Source organism: Weissella sp. DD23 (assembly GCF_001579105.1).
GTDB classification, from domain to species: Bacteria; Bacillota; Bacilli; order Lactobacillales; family Lactobacillaceae; genus Weissella; species Weissella cibaria.
Genome location: NZ_KQ970391.1, coordinates 194,764 through 210,782 on the forward strand (window position 1 = coordinate 194,764; position 16,019 = coordinate 210,782).

A 16,019-nucleotide genomic window follows, 5' to 3' on the forward strand; every position below is an offset into this window, starting at 1 on the left:
CGTTGCTCGTCGCAACGCGACGACACCCGCAAACACCACAAAACCATACCCAGAATGACTTCCCCTTGCACAGTGCCTAGAATGTTGTACAATAATATAAGAAACTTTGAATGACCTAGTAAGTTAGTGGGCTGTGTTAGAGAGTGGGAGTCGGTGAAAACCCATCAGCATGATAACTGAATTTCAGTCAGGAGTTCAGCGGTTGCAAGGCCGTTGCGGTTCATTTCCGTTAACGAATGTCCGAGGGTAGTCGCATTGACTACTAAAAGTAGGGTGGTACCACGTTAATGAGCGTCCCTGCGACAATGTTTATTTGTCGCAGGGACTTTTTATTTTGATTTTAAATTTTAAGGAGACAGATCATGAGTTTACAAGACGAGCTCACACAATTGCGCGATCAAGCATTGGGCGAAATCGCGGCAACTGCGGACTTGAAGGCTTTGAACCAAGTACGTGTTAATTGGCTTGGTAAGAAGGGACCGCTAACAGAAGTGCTACGCGGTATGAAGGATTTGACGCCTGAAGAGCGACCTGTTGTTGGGGCGCTTGCTAACGAAGTGCGCGATGCACTGACTGAGGCCATTGCAACCCGTCAAACGAATTTGGAAGCCGCTGCTTTGAATGAAAAGTTGGCAGCTGAAACATTGGATGTGACGTTACCAGGCCGTGCAACGGCACAAGGACAACCACACGTGTTGCAACAAATCATCGAGTCACTTGAGGATCAATTCCTTGGTATGGGTTACCAAGTCATTGAAGGACCTGAAGTGGAGCAAGACAAGTATAACTTTGAGATGATGAACTTGCCTAAGGATCACCCAGCCCGTGATATGCAAGATACGTTCTATATCACGCCAGAAATCTTGATGCGTACGCAAACGTCACCCGTTCAAGCCCGCACGTTGGAGTCACACGACTTTAATGCTGGACCTTTGAAGATGGTATCACCTGGTCGTGTTTACCGTCGCGATACGGATGATGCAACGCACTCACACCAATTCCACCAAATGGAAGGACTTGTGATCGATAAGCACATCACGATGGGTGATTTGAAGGGAACGCTTTTGGCAGTTGCGCGCAACTTGTTTGGTGAAGACCATGATATTCGTTTGCGTCCATCGTACTTCCCATTCACGGAACCTTCTGTTGAAGTCGATGTGTCATGGAACGCGGTAACGCCTGACATGAACCCTGAAGATATCGAATGGATTGAAGTGCTTGGTGCCGGTATGGTGCACCCTAACGTTTTGCGTATGGCTGGGGTTGATCCTGAAGTATACGGTGGCTTTGCCTTCGGCTTGGGGCCTGACCGTTTTGCCATGTTGAAGTATGGGGTTGAAGATATCCGTAACTTCTACTTGAACGATGTGCGTTTCTTGACGCAATTTGACCAGAAAGGATAAGCAAACAAAATGAAGGTTTCTGTAAATTGGTTGCGTGATTATTTGCCAATCGAATTGCCAGCAAATGAGTTGGCAGAGAAGATTTCACGTACGACAGTTGAAATTGAAGGACAATACCAACCACAAGCAAACATGAAGAACATTGTGATTGCCAAGGTATTGTCAGTTGAAGAACACCCAGATTCAGACCACATGGTGATTACCCAAGTGGATGCGGGTGAAGATGAGCCAATCCAAATTGTGACTGGTGCACCAAACGTAGCTGAAGGTCAAACAGTTATCTTGGCCAAGCACAACTCAATCGTTGGTGGTGGTCAAAAGATTAAGAAGGGTAAGTTGCGTGGCGTTGTTTCAAACGGTATGTTAGCTGCCTTGCAAGAACTTGGTTTTGATGACAAGGTGTCACCTAAGGACTTTGAAGACGGTATCTGGGTGTTTAACGATGTTGACGCTGCTGATTTGACACCAGGCGAGAATGCTTTGCATGTTTTGGGCATGGATGATGATGTGCTTGAAACAGGCATTACGCCTAACCGTGCTGACTTGTTCTCAATGAACGGCACAGCTTGGGAAGTGGCAGCTATTTTGTCAGAAGAACCAACGTTGCCAACGTTTGAATTGACGGAAACGTCAGAGAAAACAGCTGATTTGATTTCAGCCACAGCCCCAGCTGAATTGGCACCTAAGTATGGTTTGCGTGTTGTTAAGAATGTTGAAGTGAAAGACTCACCTTTGTGGTTGCAACGTCGTTTGTGGACCATGGGCATTCGGCCAATTTCTAACGTGGTCGACGTAACAAACTTGATGTTGTTGACGTACGGTCAACCATTGCACGCCTTTGACTTGGATACGTTGCCAAGCAAGGACATCACGGTTCGTACGGCTAAGCCAGCTGAAAAGATTAAAACATTGGATGGCGTTGAACGTGAAGCATCAGCTGAAGATATTGTCATCGCAGCTGGTGATGAAGCTTTGATGTTTGCCGGTGTCATGGGTGGTGAGTCAACTGAAGTAACGGCTAAGACGACGAACATCGTGTTGGAAGGGGCTATCTTTGAGCCAAAGGCCATTCGTCACGCTGCTCGTGATCAAAACTTGCACTCAGAAGCTTCAACACGTTTCGAACGTGGTGTGAATGTAGAAGATACGTTCACAGCATTGGACCACGCGGCTGCTTTGATTGCTGAAATTGCTGGTGGTGAGGTAACTGAAGGTCGTGTGGTTGCACAAGACTTTGACTACGAAGCACCAGTTGTGAAGGTGACGACGGCCCATGTGAACCATGTGTTGGGGACTGAAATCACAGAGGCTGAAATCTCAGCTATCTTTGACCGTTTGTTCTTCGATTATGAGTTGAATGACGGTGAATTCACCGTAACTGTGCCAGCTCGTCGTTGGGATATTACGATTGCCGCTGATTTGGTCGAAGAAATCGCCCGTTTGTACGGTTACGATAACTTGCCAGCAACGTTGCCAACTGGTGAAACGACACCCGGTAAGTTGACGCCAAAGCAAGCATTGATTCGTGCGACGCGTCATGATCTTGAAGGCTTGGGCTTGAACCAAGCTATTTCATACGTATTGACGACGCCAGAGAAGGCAAATAACTTCAAGTTGCATGATGGGCAACCAATTCAATTGGACTACCCAATGTCACAAGATCGCCACCAAACGCGCGGTAGCTTGTTGACGGGCTTGCTAGATGACGTTGCCTATAACGTTGCTCGCAAGCAAGCTGATGTGGCTTTGTATGAGCAAGGCCGTGTCTTTGTTTCAAATGGGGATGCTTCTGTATTGCCAACAGAAATTGAGCATGTGGCTGGTGTGATTACTGGTAACGTATTACCTCGTACTTGGGCTGCTGGTGCACAAAAGGCTGATTTCTTCGCCTTGAAGGGCATTGTTGAACGTTTGTTGGCTAATTATGCGTTTGCTGATGACATTCGTTTTGTACCAACGACTGAACGTGCTGAAATGCACCCAGGCCGGACGGCTGACATTTATGTTGGTGAGACGTTAATTGGGTTCGTTGGTCAAGTACACCCAGTGACTGCTAAGACTTACAAGGTCAACGAGACTTACGCCTTTGAGTTGAACGTAGACGCCATTTTCGATTTGCCTAAGGTTAAGGATGGTTATGAAGTGGTATCACGCTTCCCAGCTGTTGCCCGCGACTTGGCCATCTTGGTTGACCGTGATGTGCCCGCAGCTGATTTGCGTGCCGCCATCGTAGCTGCTGGTGGTGCTTTGCTGCACGACGTTGAATTGTTTGACGTGTACACGGGTGAAAACGTGGCTGATGATAAGAAGTCATTGGCATACGCTTTGACATTCGTTGATGTTGAAAAGACGTTGGTTGATGAAGATATCAATGCAGCTGTGGAACGTATTACGGCTGCACTTGCAGAGAAGTTTAACGCGGAAATCCGTTAATCTTAAAAAGACTGTAATCAAAAAGTCGTTGTTGCTGGTATACTAGACAGTAACAACGGCTTTTTTATAAGCCCAATTAGAACTAGGAGTTGCATAATGGACGATTTGAGTCGATTGAACGGTAAAAAGTCACGCAAGGGTCTTTGGATTACTTTGGGTGTGGTAGCCGTTTTGCTACTTGGTGGTGCCGGTTACGGTGGTTACCAATACTACACAATTCAAAAAGATAAGACGGATTACTCAGCCTTGAATGCTAAGAGTAAGAAGGATGTACAGGTGCAAATTAAGGCTGGTTCTGATTCAGCTACGATTGCGAAGGATTTGGACAAAGCTAAGGTCTTGCGCTCTGAACGTGCTTTTATGAATTACGTGTTGACGAACAATGTGTCAGACATGAAGGCTGGTTACTATTTGTTTAGCCCATCAGATACGGTGCAAGAAATGGTTAAGTCATTGCGCCAAGGTGGTTCAGCTTATCCGTTGAACAACAAGGAAACGATTACGGTTCGTGAAGGTGAGACAATTTCAAATATTGCGAATGAAGTGGCAGCTAAGACGCACTTCACCCGTGATGAATTCTTGAAGGCTGTTAACGATGATGCGTTCTTTAAGCGTTTGCAAGCTGCTTATCCAGGCTTGCTTGATTCAGAGACCACAAGTGATCAAAAGGATCAAATCCGCTACAAGTTGGAAGGGTACCTTTACCCAGCGACTTATAACTGGAAGGATGCCAAGAACGTTAATGAATTGATTAACCAAATGGTTTACCAAGACTATACCCAATTGAAGGGCCAATTTGATGCGATTAAGAAGTCAGGCAAGACGGTTCACCAAGTTTTGACGCTTGCATCTTTGGTTGAACGTGAAGGAATCGATGAAGATAGCCGACGCACAATTGCCGGTGTCTTCGAAAACCGTTTGGACGTTAAGATGCCATTGCAATCAGATATTGCCACAAAGTACGCGCTTGATACAGACAAGACGAATTTGAGCAATGAAGATGTTAAGTCAGATAACCCATATAACTTGTACAAGTTCTCAGGTTACGGGCCAGGACCATTTAACAACCCATCATTGCAATCAATTCAAGCTGTTTTGAATCCTAAGGATTGCGACAAGGGTTACCTCTACTTCGTGGCTAATTTGAAGACTGGTAAGGTGTTCTACTCAAAGGATTATGATGAACACTTGGGTAAGTCGGGTGACTTGGAATCAACCAATGAATCAGTCGGTAATGCAGCTGATTCATCAAATGCAGCTAAGAAGTCATCAAACACAACGACTTCATCTGCAACATCATCAAAATAAAAACACATGCGAAAAGCGGCTTTCGGGTCGCTTTTTCGTTTGGCTTTACACACTTTCGGTAGCAGTCCATAATGGAACGTAGAGTATTTTACACACATAGGAGGAGAGCATGGCGACAGCATTAGAGACGCTACAACAAACATTTGGTTATAGCTCGTTTCGCGAGGGACAAGCTGAAATTATTGATGCCGTAATGGCTGGCCAGCGCACGTTGGGGATTATGCCAACTGGTGGTGGTAAGTCATTAACATACCAAATTCCAGCGCTGATGTTGGATGGCATCACGGTGGTCATTTCGCCATTGCTATCTTTGATGAAAAATCAGGTTGATGAATTGCATGAGGCAGGCGTGCCGGCAGTGACATTGAATTCAACCCAAAATGATGAGGAATATCGGGCAGCAATGAACAGCCTGCTGAACGAAGAGGCGAAACTGCTGTATTTGGCGCCTGAACGGTTAGGGAGCGAGGGGACGTATGCCTTACTTAACCGCTTGCCAATTTCGCTAGTCGTGATTGATGAGGTTCACGTACTTTCGCAATGGGGTCATGATTTCAGGCCAAGTTATTTGAATGCGGTTGGGTTAATTAATAATCTAGAGTCTGCGCCCCGAGTGATGGCATTGACTGCAACGGCTACAGAACGGGTGCAAGCCGACTTGGAAGCAATGTTGCACATTCAACATACGGTTCGGACGAGTGTTGTCCGTGATAATTTGACAATCCGCATTGAAAAGGGGCTGAATAAACGGAGTAAGGAAGATTTTATTACCAAGTATATTCGCGAACATCGTGGTGAATCAGGCATTGTTTATGCGCCAACCCGCAAGATTGTTGAAGCGTTGACGGAGACACTAACGGCGGCGGGCATTAACGCAGTTGGCTACCATGCTGGTATGCCTGACCAAGCGCGTGCCCAAGCTCAGGATGATTTTATTTACGATCGACGTGACGTGGTTGTGGCGACAAACGCCTTTGGAATGGGGATTAACAAGTCGAATGTCCGGTTTGTGATTCACTATGGGATTCCGGGCTCAGTGGAGGCCTATTATCAAGAAATTGGTCGTGCGGGTCGTGATGGATTACCATCCGAAGCCATCTTGCTGTATGCGGCGGCTGATTTACAAACACAACGCTTCTTCATTGATAATAGTGATAATCAGACGCCAGAGTACCAAAACTTACAGAAGATGAAGTTACAGGAAATGGCAAACTATGGCGCGACGCAAATGTGTTTGCAACGCTATATCACCCGCTACTTTGGTGAAGATACGCCGGATTGTGGCCGTTGTACCAATTGCTTGGATAACCGTGATGCGGTTGATATCACAACGGATGCTCAAAAGGTGTTGAGCCACGTGGTCCGCATGGCAAAGTCACGTGGTGGCGAGAATGGCTTTGGTAAAACGCTGACGGCCGAAACATTACGTGGTAAATTGCCAGATAAGTTCCAATGGACCAATTTGGATCAACTGCCAACGTTTGGGTTACTCCAAGGGACCGCTCGGGTGCATATCATGAGTTTGATTGACTACCTTATTGCGGAGGGGTACCTACGTGTGACGGGGCAGTATGCTGGTTTGACTGTCTCACCAGAGGGCGTGTCGGTGTTGAAGGGAGAGCGTCAGGTTAAGCGTCGTCAAGATGTTCGGTCGATTGATGATCGTGTAAAGGCAGGCTCACCAAGTACGCGTGACGATTTGGATGAGGCGCAACGGACGGTCTTTGAAGCGTTACGAACTTGGCGTTTGGAGCTGGCCCGGGTGACAGAAATTCCGCCATTCATTATTTTCAATGATCGTACTTTGGTCGAGTTGGCCAAGCAGCAACCGCGCAATAACGCAGAGTTGATGGCTGTACCAGGAATTGGGGATGCTAAGGCTGAACGTTACGGTAAGGAAGTGTTGGCCGTGATTGCTAAAGCAACTGAAACTGAATAATAAAAAAGAGGCTAGGACAAATTTGTCCTAGCCTCTTTTATTTATTTATTTGATTTAACTAAGCCAAGTCAACGGCCATGATTTCAACGTCCATTGAGGCACCGTTTGGCAATGGTACTTCAACTTGGTCGCCAACCTTCTTACCCATCAAGGCAACGGCGATTGGTGATTCGTTTGAAATCTTACCCTCAAGTGGGTTTGCTTCAACGGCACCAACGATGGCGTAAGTTTCAGGCTCTTCGTCTGGCAACTCCTTAAAGGTTACCTTCTTACCAACTGATACTTCATCGTCAGCGATTTCTGATGAGTCGATGATAACGGCGTTGTCCAACATGTTTTGCAACGTGTTGATGCGACCTTCAACGAAAGCTTGCTCATCCTTAGCTGATTGGTATTCAGAGTTTTCTGACAAGTCACCAAAGCTACGTGCAATTTGGATACGACCAGTGATTTCAGCACGAGTCTCCGTAATCAATGTGTTCAATTCTTCCTCAATCTTGGCCTTACCTTCGACCGTCATTGGGAATGTCTTTTCTTCAGCCATGTGTGTGGCCTCCTATTTCTAACAGTTTTTTATTTGAAAAAATAATTGTAATCCCGTAGGTTCAAAAAATACGATACCACGGGGGCTGGCGTGTGTAAAGGTTCACAACGGCTTCTTTTAAAATTGGTGCAATGAATGACGTCGTTTTTCGCTTTCTGACCAGCCCAACCCAGCCATAAAGAGGGCAAAGCCAAGAGAAACAATCGCGCTAATCTTTAAGTAAGGTGGCGTGAATTTAAAGGTGACACTGTGCTCGCCAGGCTTTAAGGCCAAACCGATAAAGAATTTACCAACGGTGACAGTATCGGTTGCTTTGCCATCAACGTAGGCAGTCCAACCATCGGCGGCTGGAATCGTAGTCATCATAAGACCGTTACCAGCCGGGATCGTGATTTTACCACTGATACGTGTTTGGCTAACATGGCTTGGCTTAAACGCGTTATGTTGTAGCGTCTGGGCTTGTGCACGGATAGAATCTGTGTTGGCCCGGTACAGTGAAACGTTTTGTAGCCACAAGTCATTCTTTTTCAGGATAAACGTAATAGTTTGCGTTTGACCTTTTTGGTATGACGGTAGTGGCACGATAATCGTGTGACGGTGACTTGGCATGGTTGGTAGTGCCTTACCATTTAATTGAATTTCAACATTGTCATTATTCAATGCATCCCCAATCGTTAAATAGTACGGATCATCCGTGCTAGGCGTATAGGTCACGGTTAATGAACCAACGGCATTGGCGTTTTCTTTCTTCAGAAAGGCCCCCGTGATGGTTGTTGGTGCCGTCATGTTTGTCGCCGCTGAGCTATCAAAATTGGCACTTTCGAAAATCGGTGTGTTGTCATAACCAAGTAGGGCATTCCAAAGGTCGCTTTGATTACGCAAAGGGTCGTTATCTTTGAACTTAACGTTGAGGGCATTTGTGTTCGCTGCAAATGCGAGTGGCAACGCATAAGGGTTCTTTGACAGCACCGCCATCTGGGTGTGCTTGGTCATTTGATAATAACCGTTGGTATCACTCCGCGAGTAAGTGCGCATATTCGTTGGCGTACCAGACGTGTGTGGTTCTTGACCACTTGGCTGGATTAAGTAGCGCATCCCCAGTAAAGCATCGGAAACCAAAGTACCGCCGTTGTAGGTGATGTAATTATCACCCTCGGGTTGACCGATGGCCGCCATGAAATCACTCTGCTGATGTTCAAGGGCCGAGCTAAATGTTGACGCGCCATTGTAGTGTGCTTGGAGCGGATCACCCTTAGTTCGCTGGAATGATTGCGCCACCCGGTAGAAGTCTTTATCTGACTTGGGCAAATCTGCCGTAATTTGATTGAGGCTCTTAATGTAGGTTGTGTACTCTGTGTTTGTTAGATAGCTGAAATTATTGAGAGACCAGATAGTGCTGGTTGTCATTTCACCGACAACCAACAACGTCACCATTGGTAACCACCAACCACTGCGGACTGGCAAGGCATGGAAGCCAAGGAGCAATAGGAAGAAGCTGCCTCCAATGATGAGTTGGTTTTGGGTCAAAAAGTTGAGGCTATCCAGGCGGTAGTAGAGATACACTACTGCGGCGACAGCCAAAATGAAGAGGCTGCCGAGTTGGGTCCACGAGAATCGAAGCGTCGGTGACCACACGGACGCCGCCAGCCAGATGACCCAAAAACTAAAGACGTATGAGAACCGATAAGGGTACCAAACTGGGAACTGGAAGCCATGCCACATCAAGTTCAAAGGGGCGTACATCATTGAGACGACTAAGAATGCCGTAATGAAGAAAGCGACCAAACGAGTTTGCCAGCGAATCAAGCGGTAGGTAAAGAAGAACCAGAGCATGATAATTGGTAGACTACCAACAAAAATGTTTGGTAGGCCGCTTGGCATTTGGTCAAAGTTGAAAGTCCCTAAGAATAACTTACCAAGTAAGTCGGGGGCTTGATATTCAAACTTCCAACTCAAGTTATCCAGCATATGTTGCCCTTTACTATTTAATAACGTGTAGGCAGTAGGTAACCAAATGACGGTCGACAACCCAATGCTGATAATGCTACCGAAAATAAATTTCCGTAAAATATGCCAGCGTTCTAACAGACGGTATGGTTGCCAGAATAAACGCCAGATAATGTATAACACAAGGAATAGCCCAATCATGTAGGCCATATAGTAGTTAATCACGAAGATTGCAAACAGTGGCGCAATGAAGCGCCAAGCCGACCGCCCCTCAATATACCGTTCTAGGCCGGCGATGATTAAAGGCAGTAAGATGGCCGCATCTAGCCAAAGTAAGTTGAGGTCATTCGCGACGAACCACCCCATCATGGCGTAAGTCACACTAAAGAGGGGGAGCCGCCAGCCGTTTTGCCAGCGCATACTTTTTAAGGCGTAGGCGAAACTCCAACCGGCTAAACCGTACTTTAATATAGTAAGAAACAGAATGCCGATGGGCAGATAGGTGTTGGAAAATGGTAATAATAATAGGTTCGTCGGACTTAGCAAGTAGTAAGCCCAGTCACCATACGTTTCACCACCTAACCCTTTCGCAAAACTGTAAAAAATACTGAGCGGATCAGAAAATAGGGCATGTCGATAACTTTCGAAAAAATCAATGTATTGTTGTCCCAAATCAACAGTTAGAATGGAACTTGACCCAAATGGTGCCATCCCACGGAACCCAAAATAGACCGTCATGATAATAACGGGTAGTAAAAAACTAATCCATAGGGTTTTAGTAGATGTGCGCCATTTTAAAGGATTTAAATGTGCGAACATAATGTTTTCTCCAATAATTTCAATTAGTACTATTAAACCATATAATAGGCCTGAAAATTCAGCGAATTCGTTGTAAGAGGTTAAGGTATTAGGGGCATAAAATATGCTACAATTAAACAATTAGATTGAATAGAAAGAAAGGGTCGAGTTATGCAATCACCTAAGCGCCGTGGCAAGCGACGTGTGTCAACTAACGGTTCGTTGTCACGTATTCCTGTCCGGCTGAATGTTTTGATGGGTATTGTTGTACTGATGCTCGGTGCATTGGGCTGGCGATTGGCAACGCTACAGATTACGGACAGCGCAAAATATAAGACTGCCGTGACGAGTGCCGAATCCAGCGTCGAACAAGTTAATGTCCAACGAGGCATGATTTATGATAGTACCGGCCAAGCTTTGGTTGCGAATAAGGGATCGCAGGCGATTACTTATACCAAGCCAAAAAGCATTACTGAATCAGAAATGTACGCCATTGCGAATAATGTTGGTAAGTACTTAACTGTCGATACTAAGCAGTTATCAACACCTAACTATGCAACGTATTATATTCAAGACCCTAAGCGTGCTAAGCGCGTGGTTGAAGCGAGTGGCACAACAGCTGCTCCCGGTACGGATGCATACGTGAATGCGCTACGTGGCTACGTTGAAAAACATAAAAAGCGTTTCCCACTAACGGATTTGCAAAAGAATAAGGCAATGATTTACCAGAAGATGGCAAATTCATATGCCTTGTCAACGGTTTACTTGAAAGAAACTGATGTGACGCAACAAGAAATTTCGGATATCGGTGAGCGTCAATCAAAGATGCCAGGCGTTAAGGTCGGCATCTACTACACACGTGATTATCCACAAGGTGATGCGATTAAGTCACTAGTTGGTGGCACGTCAACTTCAAAGTCAGGGCTGCCTGAAGACAGTGTTAATTCTTTGCTAACCCAAGGCTACTCACGTGACGATGTCGTCGGAACGTCATACTTGGAAAAGCAGTATGAGTCAACGTTAAAGGGGACGAAGGCCCGTGTTGAAGTCACAACTGATAAAGATGGCAACACGAAGGAAACGACCCAGTATAAGGGTCAAGCTGGTGACAACTTGACGTTAACGATTAATGCAAAGTTCCAGAATGATGTGCAAGACATTTTGGAGAAGAATATTCCTGGTGGTAATACAACGGGTGCGTATGCGGTCGTGATTAACCCGAAGACTGGTGGCATTTATGCCACAGCTGGCGTTAACCGTGATTATGAAACAGGAAAGTTAACGGCTGACGCCTTGTCGACAGTTAACCAAGCTAACGTTGTCGGATCTGTTGTTAAGCCAGCGATGATCACAACCGGATTTATGAATGGTGCGATTACACCAGAAAATAATACGATTACTGATCAACCAATTTCGGTTGCTGGAACGCCAACAAAGTCATCATGGTGGAACCGTAATGGTAGTGGAAACATGCCATTGACGGCCGACACTGCCTTGATGATGTCTTCTAACACGTACGTTATGCAAGTTATGCTGCGCTTGGGTGGTTTGAACTACTTCCCAGGTATGTCATTGGGTGCCTTGCCAACGTCTGTTTACCAGACGATGCGTGACGGATTCGCCCGTTTCGGATTGGGTGTGAAGACCGGCATTGATTTGCCTGGTGAAATCACGGGTATCAAGGGATCAACAACTCGTGAGCACATCGGTAATGCCTTAGACGAATCATTCGGACAGTATGATACGTACACGACGATGCAACTTGCACAGTACGTTGCAACAATTGCAAATGGTGGTTACCGTGTCCGTCCACACATTGTGCAATCAATTCAATCCCGTGATACAGCCAATAAGGTAACGACTACGACGACGATACCAACCGAAGTTCTTGGGACTGTTGGTTGGACGAAGGACGAGCGTGACTTAATTTGGAAGGGTATGAATGAAGTTGTGCACAGTAGCTCAGGCTATGCCACTGGAACGCACTTGAAGGATGTTAAGCCTGAAGTTAGTGCTAAGACGGGAACAGCTGAAACGACGACGAATGGGGCAACGACGGTTACGAGTTCATTGATTTCATTCGTGCCGGATTCAGACGTGGCCTTGGCGGTTGTTATTCCAGGAACGGACGATGCTGATGAAAACGTTAACCAAGCAATTGGTTCACAAATCTACGCTGCCTTTTGGAAGGATGTCCAGGACGCTGGGTCAGCTAACAAATAAGGGGTAATACCCTGATAATTAACGGTTCTTAGACTAAGAACTATTGTGATAAACTGGTACTTATGATTGTAAGTACCAGTTTTTTGGTAAGGGGGAATCGGTTTGATGGAAAAAGCAGCAGTTAGACAACAGGCGCTAGCCAATTTAGCGACGCTTTCTGATGCGCAACGGGGCTGGCTGATGCAAGCTGTTGTGGCGCAAGTGACTGCACTGCCAGCGTGGCAATCAGCGAAAACGGTCGCACTAACGTTGTCTCAAGATGATGAAATACCGACCCAATTACTCATTCAAACGGCGATGTTACAGGGGAAACGTGTGGTTTTGCCCCGCGTCCAACCTGGTCGGCAGATGACCTTTATTGTGGTGACGCCAGCCACAACCTATGAGCGGCACCGCTTCGGCATGTTAGAGCCCGTGGGGGATGAGATTGTGGTGCCAACTGAGATTGACTTTGTGGTCGTTCCGGGACTGGCCTTTAGCGAAGCCGGTGACCGCATTGGTTTTGGTGGCGGGTATTATGATCGGTGGTTACCACAGACCACAGCTCGGACAGTCGCATTGGCGCTGCCGGAGAATGTTTATCCCCAACCTAGTTGGCCGCTTGAGCCAACTGACCAACAAGTTGATCAAGTTTTAATTTTTAAAAATGAGGAATAATGTTCATGACTAATGATTTCAAGCGGGCGTTTAAAGCGACGCCAGCCACCGCCGGCTTAGTGACCGTGATGGTGCTTGTCTACTTATGGGAAGTCTTACAAGCGCATAGCTTTACCATTAACTCACAAGTGTTATTTCATTCTGGTGCGCAATTTTCACCGGCTGTTTACCAATTACACCAGTGGTGGCGTCTGATAACGGCGGGCTTCTTGCACGTGACGTTTTCACACCTGGCTTTTAATATGATTACGTTATACTTTATCGGTCGGTTACTTGAGATTGAGCTGGGACCATGGCGTTTCCTAGCACTATTTTTCCTGACGGTGATTAGTGGTAATTTGATGAGCCTAGCCTTTGGTGGAGTGAATGTTATTTCAGCTGGGGCTTCAGGCGGAATCTTTGGCCTGTTCGGTGCCATTGGTATGTTAGGGCTGTTGGACAAGCGCCGCGCATACTGGCGTAGTCAGGCAAAATTGATGGGGATTTTTATCTTGTTATCAATTGTATCGTCGTTTGCAACGCCGGATATTGATTTAAGCGCCCACATTGGGGGCTTACTAGGGGGATTCATTCTGGTACCAGCCTTTATTTCGGGATTTCACTACACCGGCTTGTTTAAGGTACGCGTGTGGCACCGCTTATTAGCAGTGATTGTGTATCTCGCATTATTAGCAGTGGTATTTGGCATTGCGATAAATCGTATCTAAGGAGCGTGATGATATGCGGACGTTTTTGGATGTTTTAAATTTATTGAAGAAATACGATATTTATATTCACGTGGGTAACCGCTTGTGGGATATTGAGTTGGCGGCAATTGAAATCGACAACATGTATAAGGCTGGCTTGTTAGAAGCAAAGGAATACGCGCAAATCAAGCTGGTATTACGACATGAACATGAAGATGAAGAGCAACGCCAAGCCTTATAAATCAACTTTGTAACCGTTTTCACTAAAATGCTTGTTTTAATTGGAAAATGCGTTATAATTAATAATGTTGAAAGCAAGAAAGCGATTACAAATATATTTTTTGAGAAATAACGAGGAAAGAACAGATGGCTAAAGACAAGCTAATCGGTGTTGACCTTGGTGGAACAACCATCAAGTTTGCCATTTTGACTGCTGAAGGTGAGATTCAACAAAAGTGGTCAATCAAGACAAACATCTTGGACGAAGGTTCACACATTGTACCCGACATCATTGATTCTATTAACCACCACTTGGACTTGTACCAATTGGATAAGGACCGTATCATTGGTATCGGAATGGGTACGCCGGGAACGGTTGACACTGAGAACGGAACCGTTCGTGCAGCGTTCAACTTGAACTGGAAGGAAACGCAAAACGTCCGCGAACAAATTGAAGCTGGTACTGGCTTGCCATTGACGATGGACAACGACGCTAACGCTGCCGCTTTGGGTGAGCAATGGCGTGGTGCTGGAAACAATCAACCAGATGTTGCCTTCATTACGTTGGGAACTGGTGTTGGTGGTGGATTGATTAACGATGGTAAGTTGATCCACGGTGTTGCCGGTGCTGGTGGTGAGGTCGGTCACATGATCGTCGAACCTGGTGGATATTTGTGCACATGTGGTAACTACGGTTGCTTGGAGCAATATGCTTCAGCAACAGGTGTTGTCCACTTGGCACAAGATTTTGCCGAAGCTTACGCTGGTAACTCACAATTGAAGGCTATGGTCGACAATGGTGAAGAAGTGACGTCAAAGATTGTCTTTGACTTGGCAAAGGATGGGGATTACTTGGCAAATGAAGTTGTCGACAAGGTGGCTTACTACCTTGGATTGGCTTCAGCTAACATCTCAAACATCTTGAACCCATCTTCAGTTGTTATCGGTGGTGGTGTTTCAGCCGCTGGTAAGTTCTTGTTGGACCGTGTTGCCAAGAACTTTAGCCAATTTGCTTTCAAGGCTACGCGCGACGTAACTGAAGTGAAGTTGGCAGAGTTGGGTAACGACGCTGGTGCATACGGTGCTGCTTCATTGGCCCGTAACTCAGATCGTACGATTGCCTAATTATAAATAGAAGTCATTAAAAACGAGTATCGTGACGATACTCGTTTTTTTGTGGGCAAATATGACGGTGTTTACTGAAAATCGCTGAGATATTTGTAATAAAATGTAACATTGCACCCGTTTATGGTGAAATAGTAAGCTAATTCACAAAATGAAATATGCACGAATTATGAACATGGTATGAACGACTGAAACAAGACGTTGATGTAGCGCTGATTTACACGTGTGTGATTTATGAAGAATTTGTGCGTCACAGGTTGTTTGGCGCCTGTTATACGCCTGTTACGCGTCCTCGCTAAGATAGATTATGTTGTTAAGGCAACGACGAAAACAAAAATCATAAACTTAAAAAAAGTAAGACACGCTTTACACGAGCGACGAAAAGGGAGTTAATCATGCAAAACGTAACATCACGTAAGAAGTTGTACAAGTCAGGTAAGAACTGGGTAGCGGGTACGGTATTGGCGGCAGCGGCTTTGGTTATGCCAATGTTCCACATGGATGCAACATATGCTAATGAAGAAGTAGCACCAACACAAACGACGTCATCATGGCGTGCTAAGACGGTTGATCAGGTTGTCTCAGCCGTTCAAACTGCGGGTCAAACGTACTTGGTTCAAGAAGGTGACACGTTGTCATCAATTGCATCAGCAACGGATTTGACGGCTGAAGAAATTGCGGCTGCTAACAAGATTGATGACATTCACTTCATTGTGGTTGGTCAAACAATTGAATTG

At 45.8% G+C, this 16,019-nt stretch carries 12 protein-coding genes and 1 other annotated feature; of the genes, 10 read left to right on the plus strand and 2 right to left on the minus strand.

Features of this window, described 5'->3' with window-relative positions; translation table 11 throughout:
* Positions 1 to 97 precede the first annotated feature (97 nt).
* Positions 98 to 302, plus strand: a binding site (T-box leader).
* A gap of 60 nt (positions 303 to 362) precedes the next feature.
* The 4 genes from pheS to recQ all read left to right on the plus strand — a co-directional run bounded on the left by pheS (position 363) and on the right by recQ (position 7,083).
* Positions 363 to 1,403: a phenylalanine--tRNA ligase subunit alpha gene (pheS, locus tag WEIDD23_RS03545; protein WP_043708816.1), complete on the plus strand. Its 1,041-nt coding sequence runs from the start codon at positions 363 to 365 to the stop codon at positions 1,401 to 1,403.
* 9 nt (positions 1,404 to 1,412) lie between these two features.
* Positions 1,413 to 3,836 (plus strand): phenylalanine--tRNA ligase subunit beta, encoded by a 2,424-nt coding sequence (gene pheT / locus WEIDD23_RS03550; protein WP_062358759.1) that lies wholly within the window; start codon positions 1,413 to 1,415, stop codon positions 3,834 to 3,836.
* 96 nt (positions 3,837 to 3,932) lie between these two features.
* Positions 3,933 to 5,144, plus strand: a complete 1,212-nt coding sequence (gene mltG, locus WEIDD23_RS03555; RefSeq protein WP_062358760.1) for an endolytic transglycosylase MltG — start codon at positions 3,933 to 3,935, stop codon at positions 5,142 to 5,144.
* 109 nt (positions 5,145 to 5,253) lie between these two features.
* Complete coding sequence (gene recQ, locus WEIDD23_RS03560; RefSeq protein ID WP_010372331.1) at positions 5,254 to 7,083, plus strand: DNA helicase RecQ; 1,830 nt, start codon at positions 5,254 to 5,256, stop codon at positions 7,081 to 7,083.
* Positions 7,084 to 7,141: 58 nt separating this feature from the next.
* Here recQ and greA read toward each other — a convergent pair whose 3' ends face one another.
* Positions 7,142 to 7,627, minus strand: coding sequence for a transcription elongation factor GreA (gene greA / locus WEIDD23_RS03565; protein WP_010372334.1), 486 nt, complete (start codon positions 7,625 to 7,627; stop codon positions 7,142 to 7,144).
* A 117-nt stretch (positions 7,628 to 7,744) separates the two neighbouring features.
* Positions 7,745 to 10,393, minus strand: a complete 2,649-nt coding sequence (locus WEIDD23_RS03570; RefSeq protein ID WP_062358761.1) for a YfhO family protein — start codon at positions 10,391 to 10,393, stop codon at positions 7,745 to 7,747.
* A gap of 150 nt (positions 10,394 to 10,543) precedes the next feature.
* Here WEIDD23_RS03570 and WEIDD23_RS03575 point away from each other — a divergent pair, with 150 nt between their 5' ends.
* The 6 genes from WEIDD23_RS03575 to WEIDD23_RS03600 form a co-directional block, all read left to right on the plus strand.
* Positions 10,544 to 12,595, plus strand: coding sequence for a peptidoglycan D,D-transpeptidase FtsI family protein (locus WEIDD23_RS03575; protein ID WP_010372339.1), 2,052 nt, complete (start codon positions 10,544 to 10,546; stop codon positions 12,593 to 12,595).
* 105 nt (positions 12,596 to 12,700) lie between these two features.
* Positions 12,701 to 13,252, plus strand: coding sequence for a 5-formyltetrahydrofolate cyclo-ligase (locus WEIDD23_RS03580; protein ID WP_010372343.1), 552 nt, complete (start codon positions 12,701 to 12,703; stop codon positions 13,250 to 13,252).
* 5 nt (positions 13,253 to 13,257) lie between these two features.
* Entirely contained in the window at positions 13,258 to 13,959 is a 702-nt protein-coding gene (locus WEIDD23_RS03585) for a rhomboid family intramembrane serine protease (protein ID WP_010372346.1), read from the plus strand.
* 13 nt (positions 13,960 to 13,972) lie between these two features.
* Positions 13,973 to 14,179, plus strand: a complete 207-nt coding sequence (locus WEIDD23_RS03590) for a YqgQ family protein (RefSeq protein ID WP_062358762.1) — start codon at positions 13,973 to 13,975, stop codon at positions 14,177 to 14,179.
* A 125-nt stretch (positions 14,180 to 14,304) separates the two neighbouring features.
* Complete coding sequence (locus tag WEIDD23_RS03595; RefSeq protein ID WP_010372352.1) at positions 14,305 to 15,282, plus strand: ROK family glucokinase; 978 nt, start codon at positions 14,305 to 14,307, stop codon at positions 15,280 to 15,282.
* A gap of 395 nt (positions 15,283 to 15,677) precedes the next feature.
* Positions 15,678 to 16,019 (plus strand): LysM peptidoglycan-binding domain-containing protein (locus tag WEIDD23_RS03600; RefSeq protein ID WP_156469562.1); only part of this gene is annotated, 342 nt, incomplete at its 3' end.

Bases quoted from the DNA above. Each gene is read 5' to 3' on its own strand.
- WEIDD23_RS03590 (WP_062358762.1), top strand. From the start codon at position 13,973: ATGCGGACGTTTTTGGATGTTTTAAATTTATTGAAGAAATACGATATT.
- WEIDD23_RS03575 (WP_010372339.1), top strand. From the start codon at position 10,544: ATGCAATCACCTAAGCGCCGTGGCAAGCGACGTGTGTCAACTAACGGT.
- recQ (WP_010372331.1), top strand. From the start codon at position 5,254: ATGGCGACAGCATTAGAGACGCTACAACAAACATTTGGTTATAGCTCG.
- mltG (WP_062358760.1), top strand. From the start codon at position 3,933: ATGGACGATTTGAGTCGATTGAACGGTAAAAAGTCACGCAAGGGTCTT.
- greA (WP_010372334.1), bottom strand. From the start codon at position 7,627: ATGGCTGAAGAAAAGACATTCCCAATGACGGTCGAAGGTAAGGCCAAG.
- WEIDD23_RS03570 (WP_062358761.1), bottom strand. From the start codon at position 10,393: ATGTTCGCACATTTAAATCCTTTAAAATGGCGCACATCTACTAAAACC.
- WEIDD23_RS03585 (WP_010372346.1), top strand. From the start codon at position 13,258: ATGACTAATGATTTCAAGCGGGCGTTTAAAGCGACGCCAGCCACCGCC.
- WEIDD23_RS03580 (WP_010372343.1), top strand. From the start codon at position 12,701: ATGGAAAAAGCAGCAGTTAGACAACAGGCGCTAGCCAATTTAGCGACG.
- pheT (WP_062358759.1), top strand. From the start codon at position 1,413: ATGAAGGTTTCTGTAAATTGGTTGCGTGATTATTTGCCAATCGAATTG.
- WEIDD23_RS03595 (WP_010372352.1), top strand. From the start codon at position 14,305: ATGGCTAAAGACAAGCTAATCGGTGTTGACCTTGGTGGAACAACCATC.
- pheS (WP_043708816.1), top strand. From the start codon at position 363: ATGAGTTTACAAGACGAGCTCACACAATTGCGCGATCAAGCATTGGGC.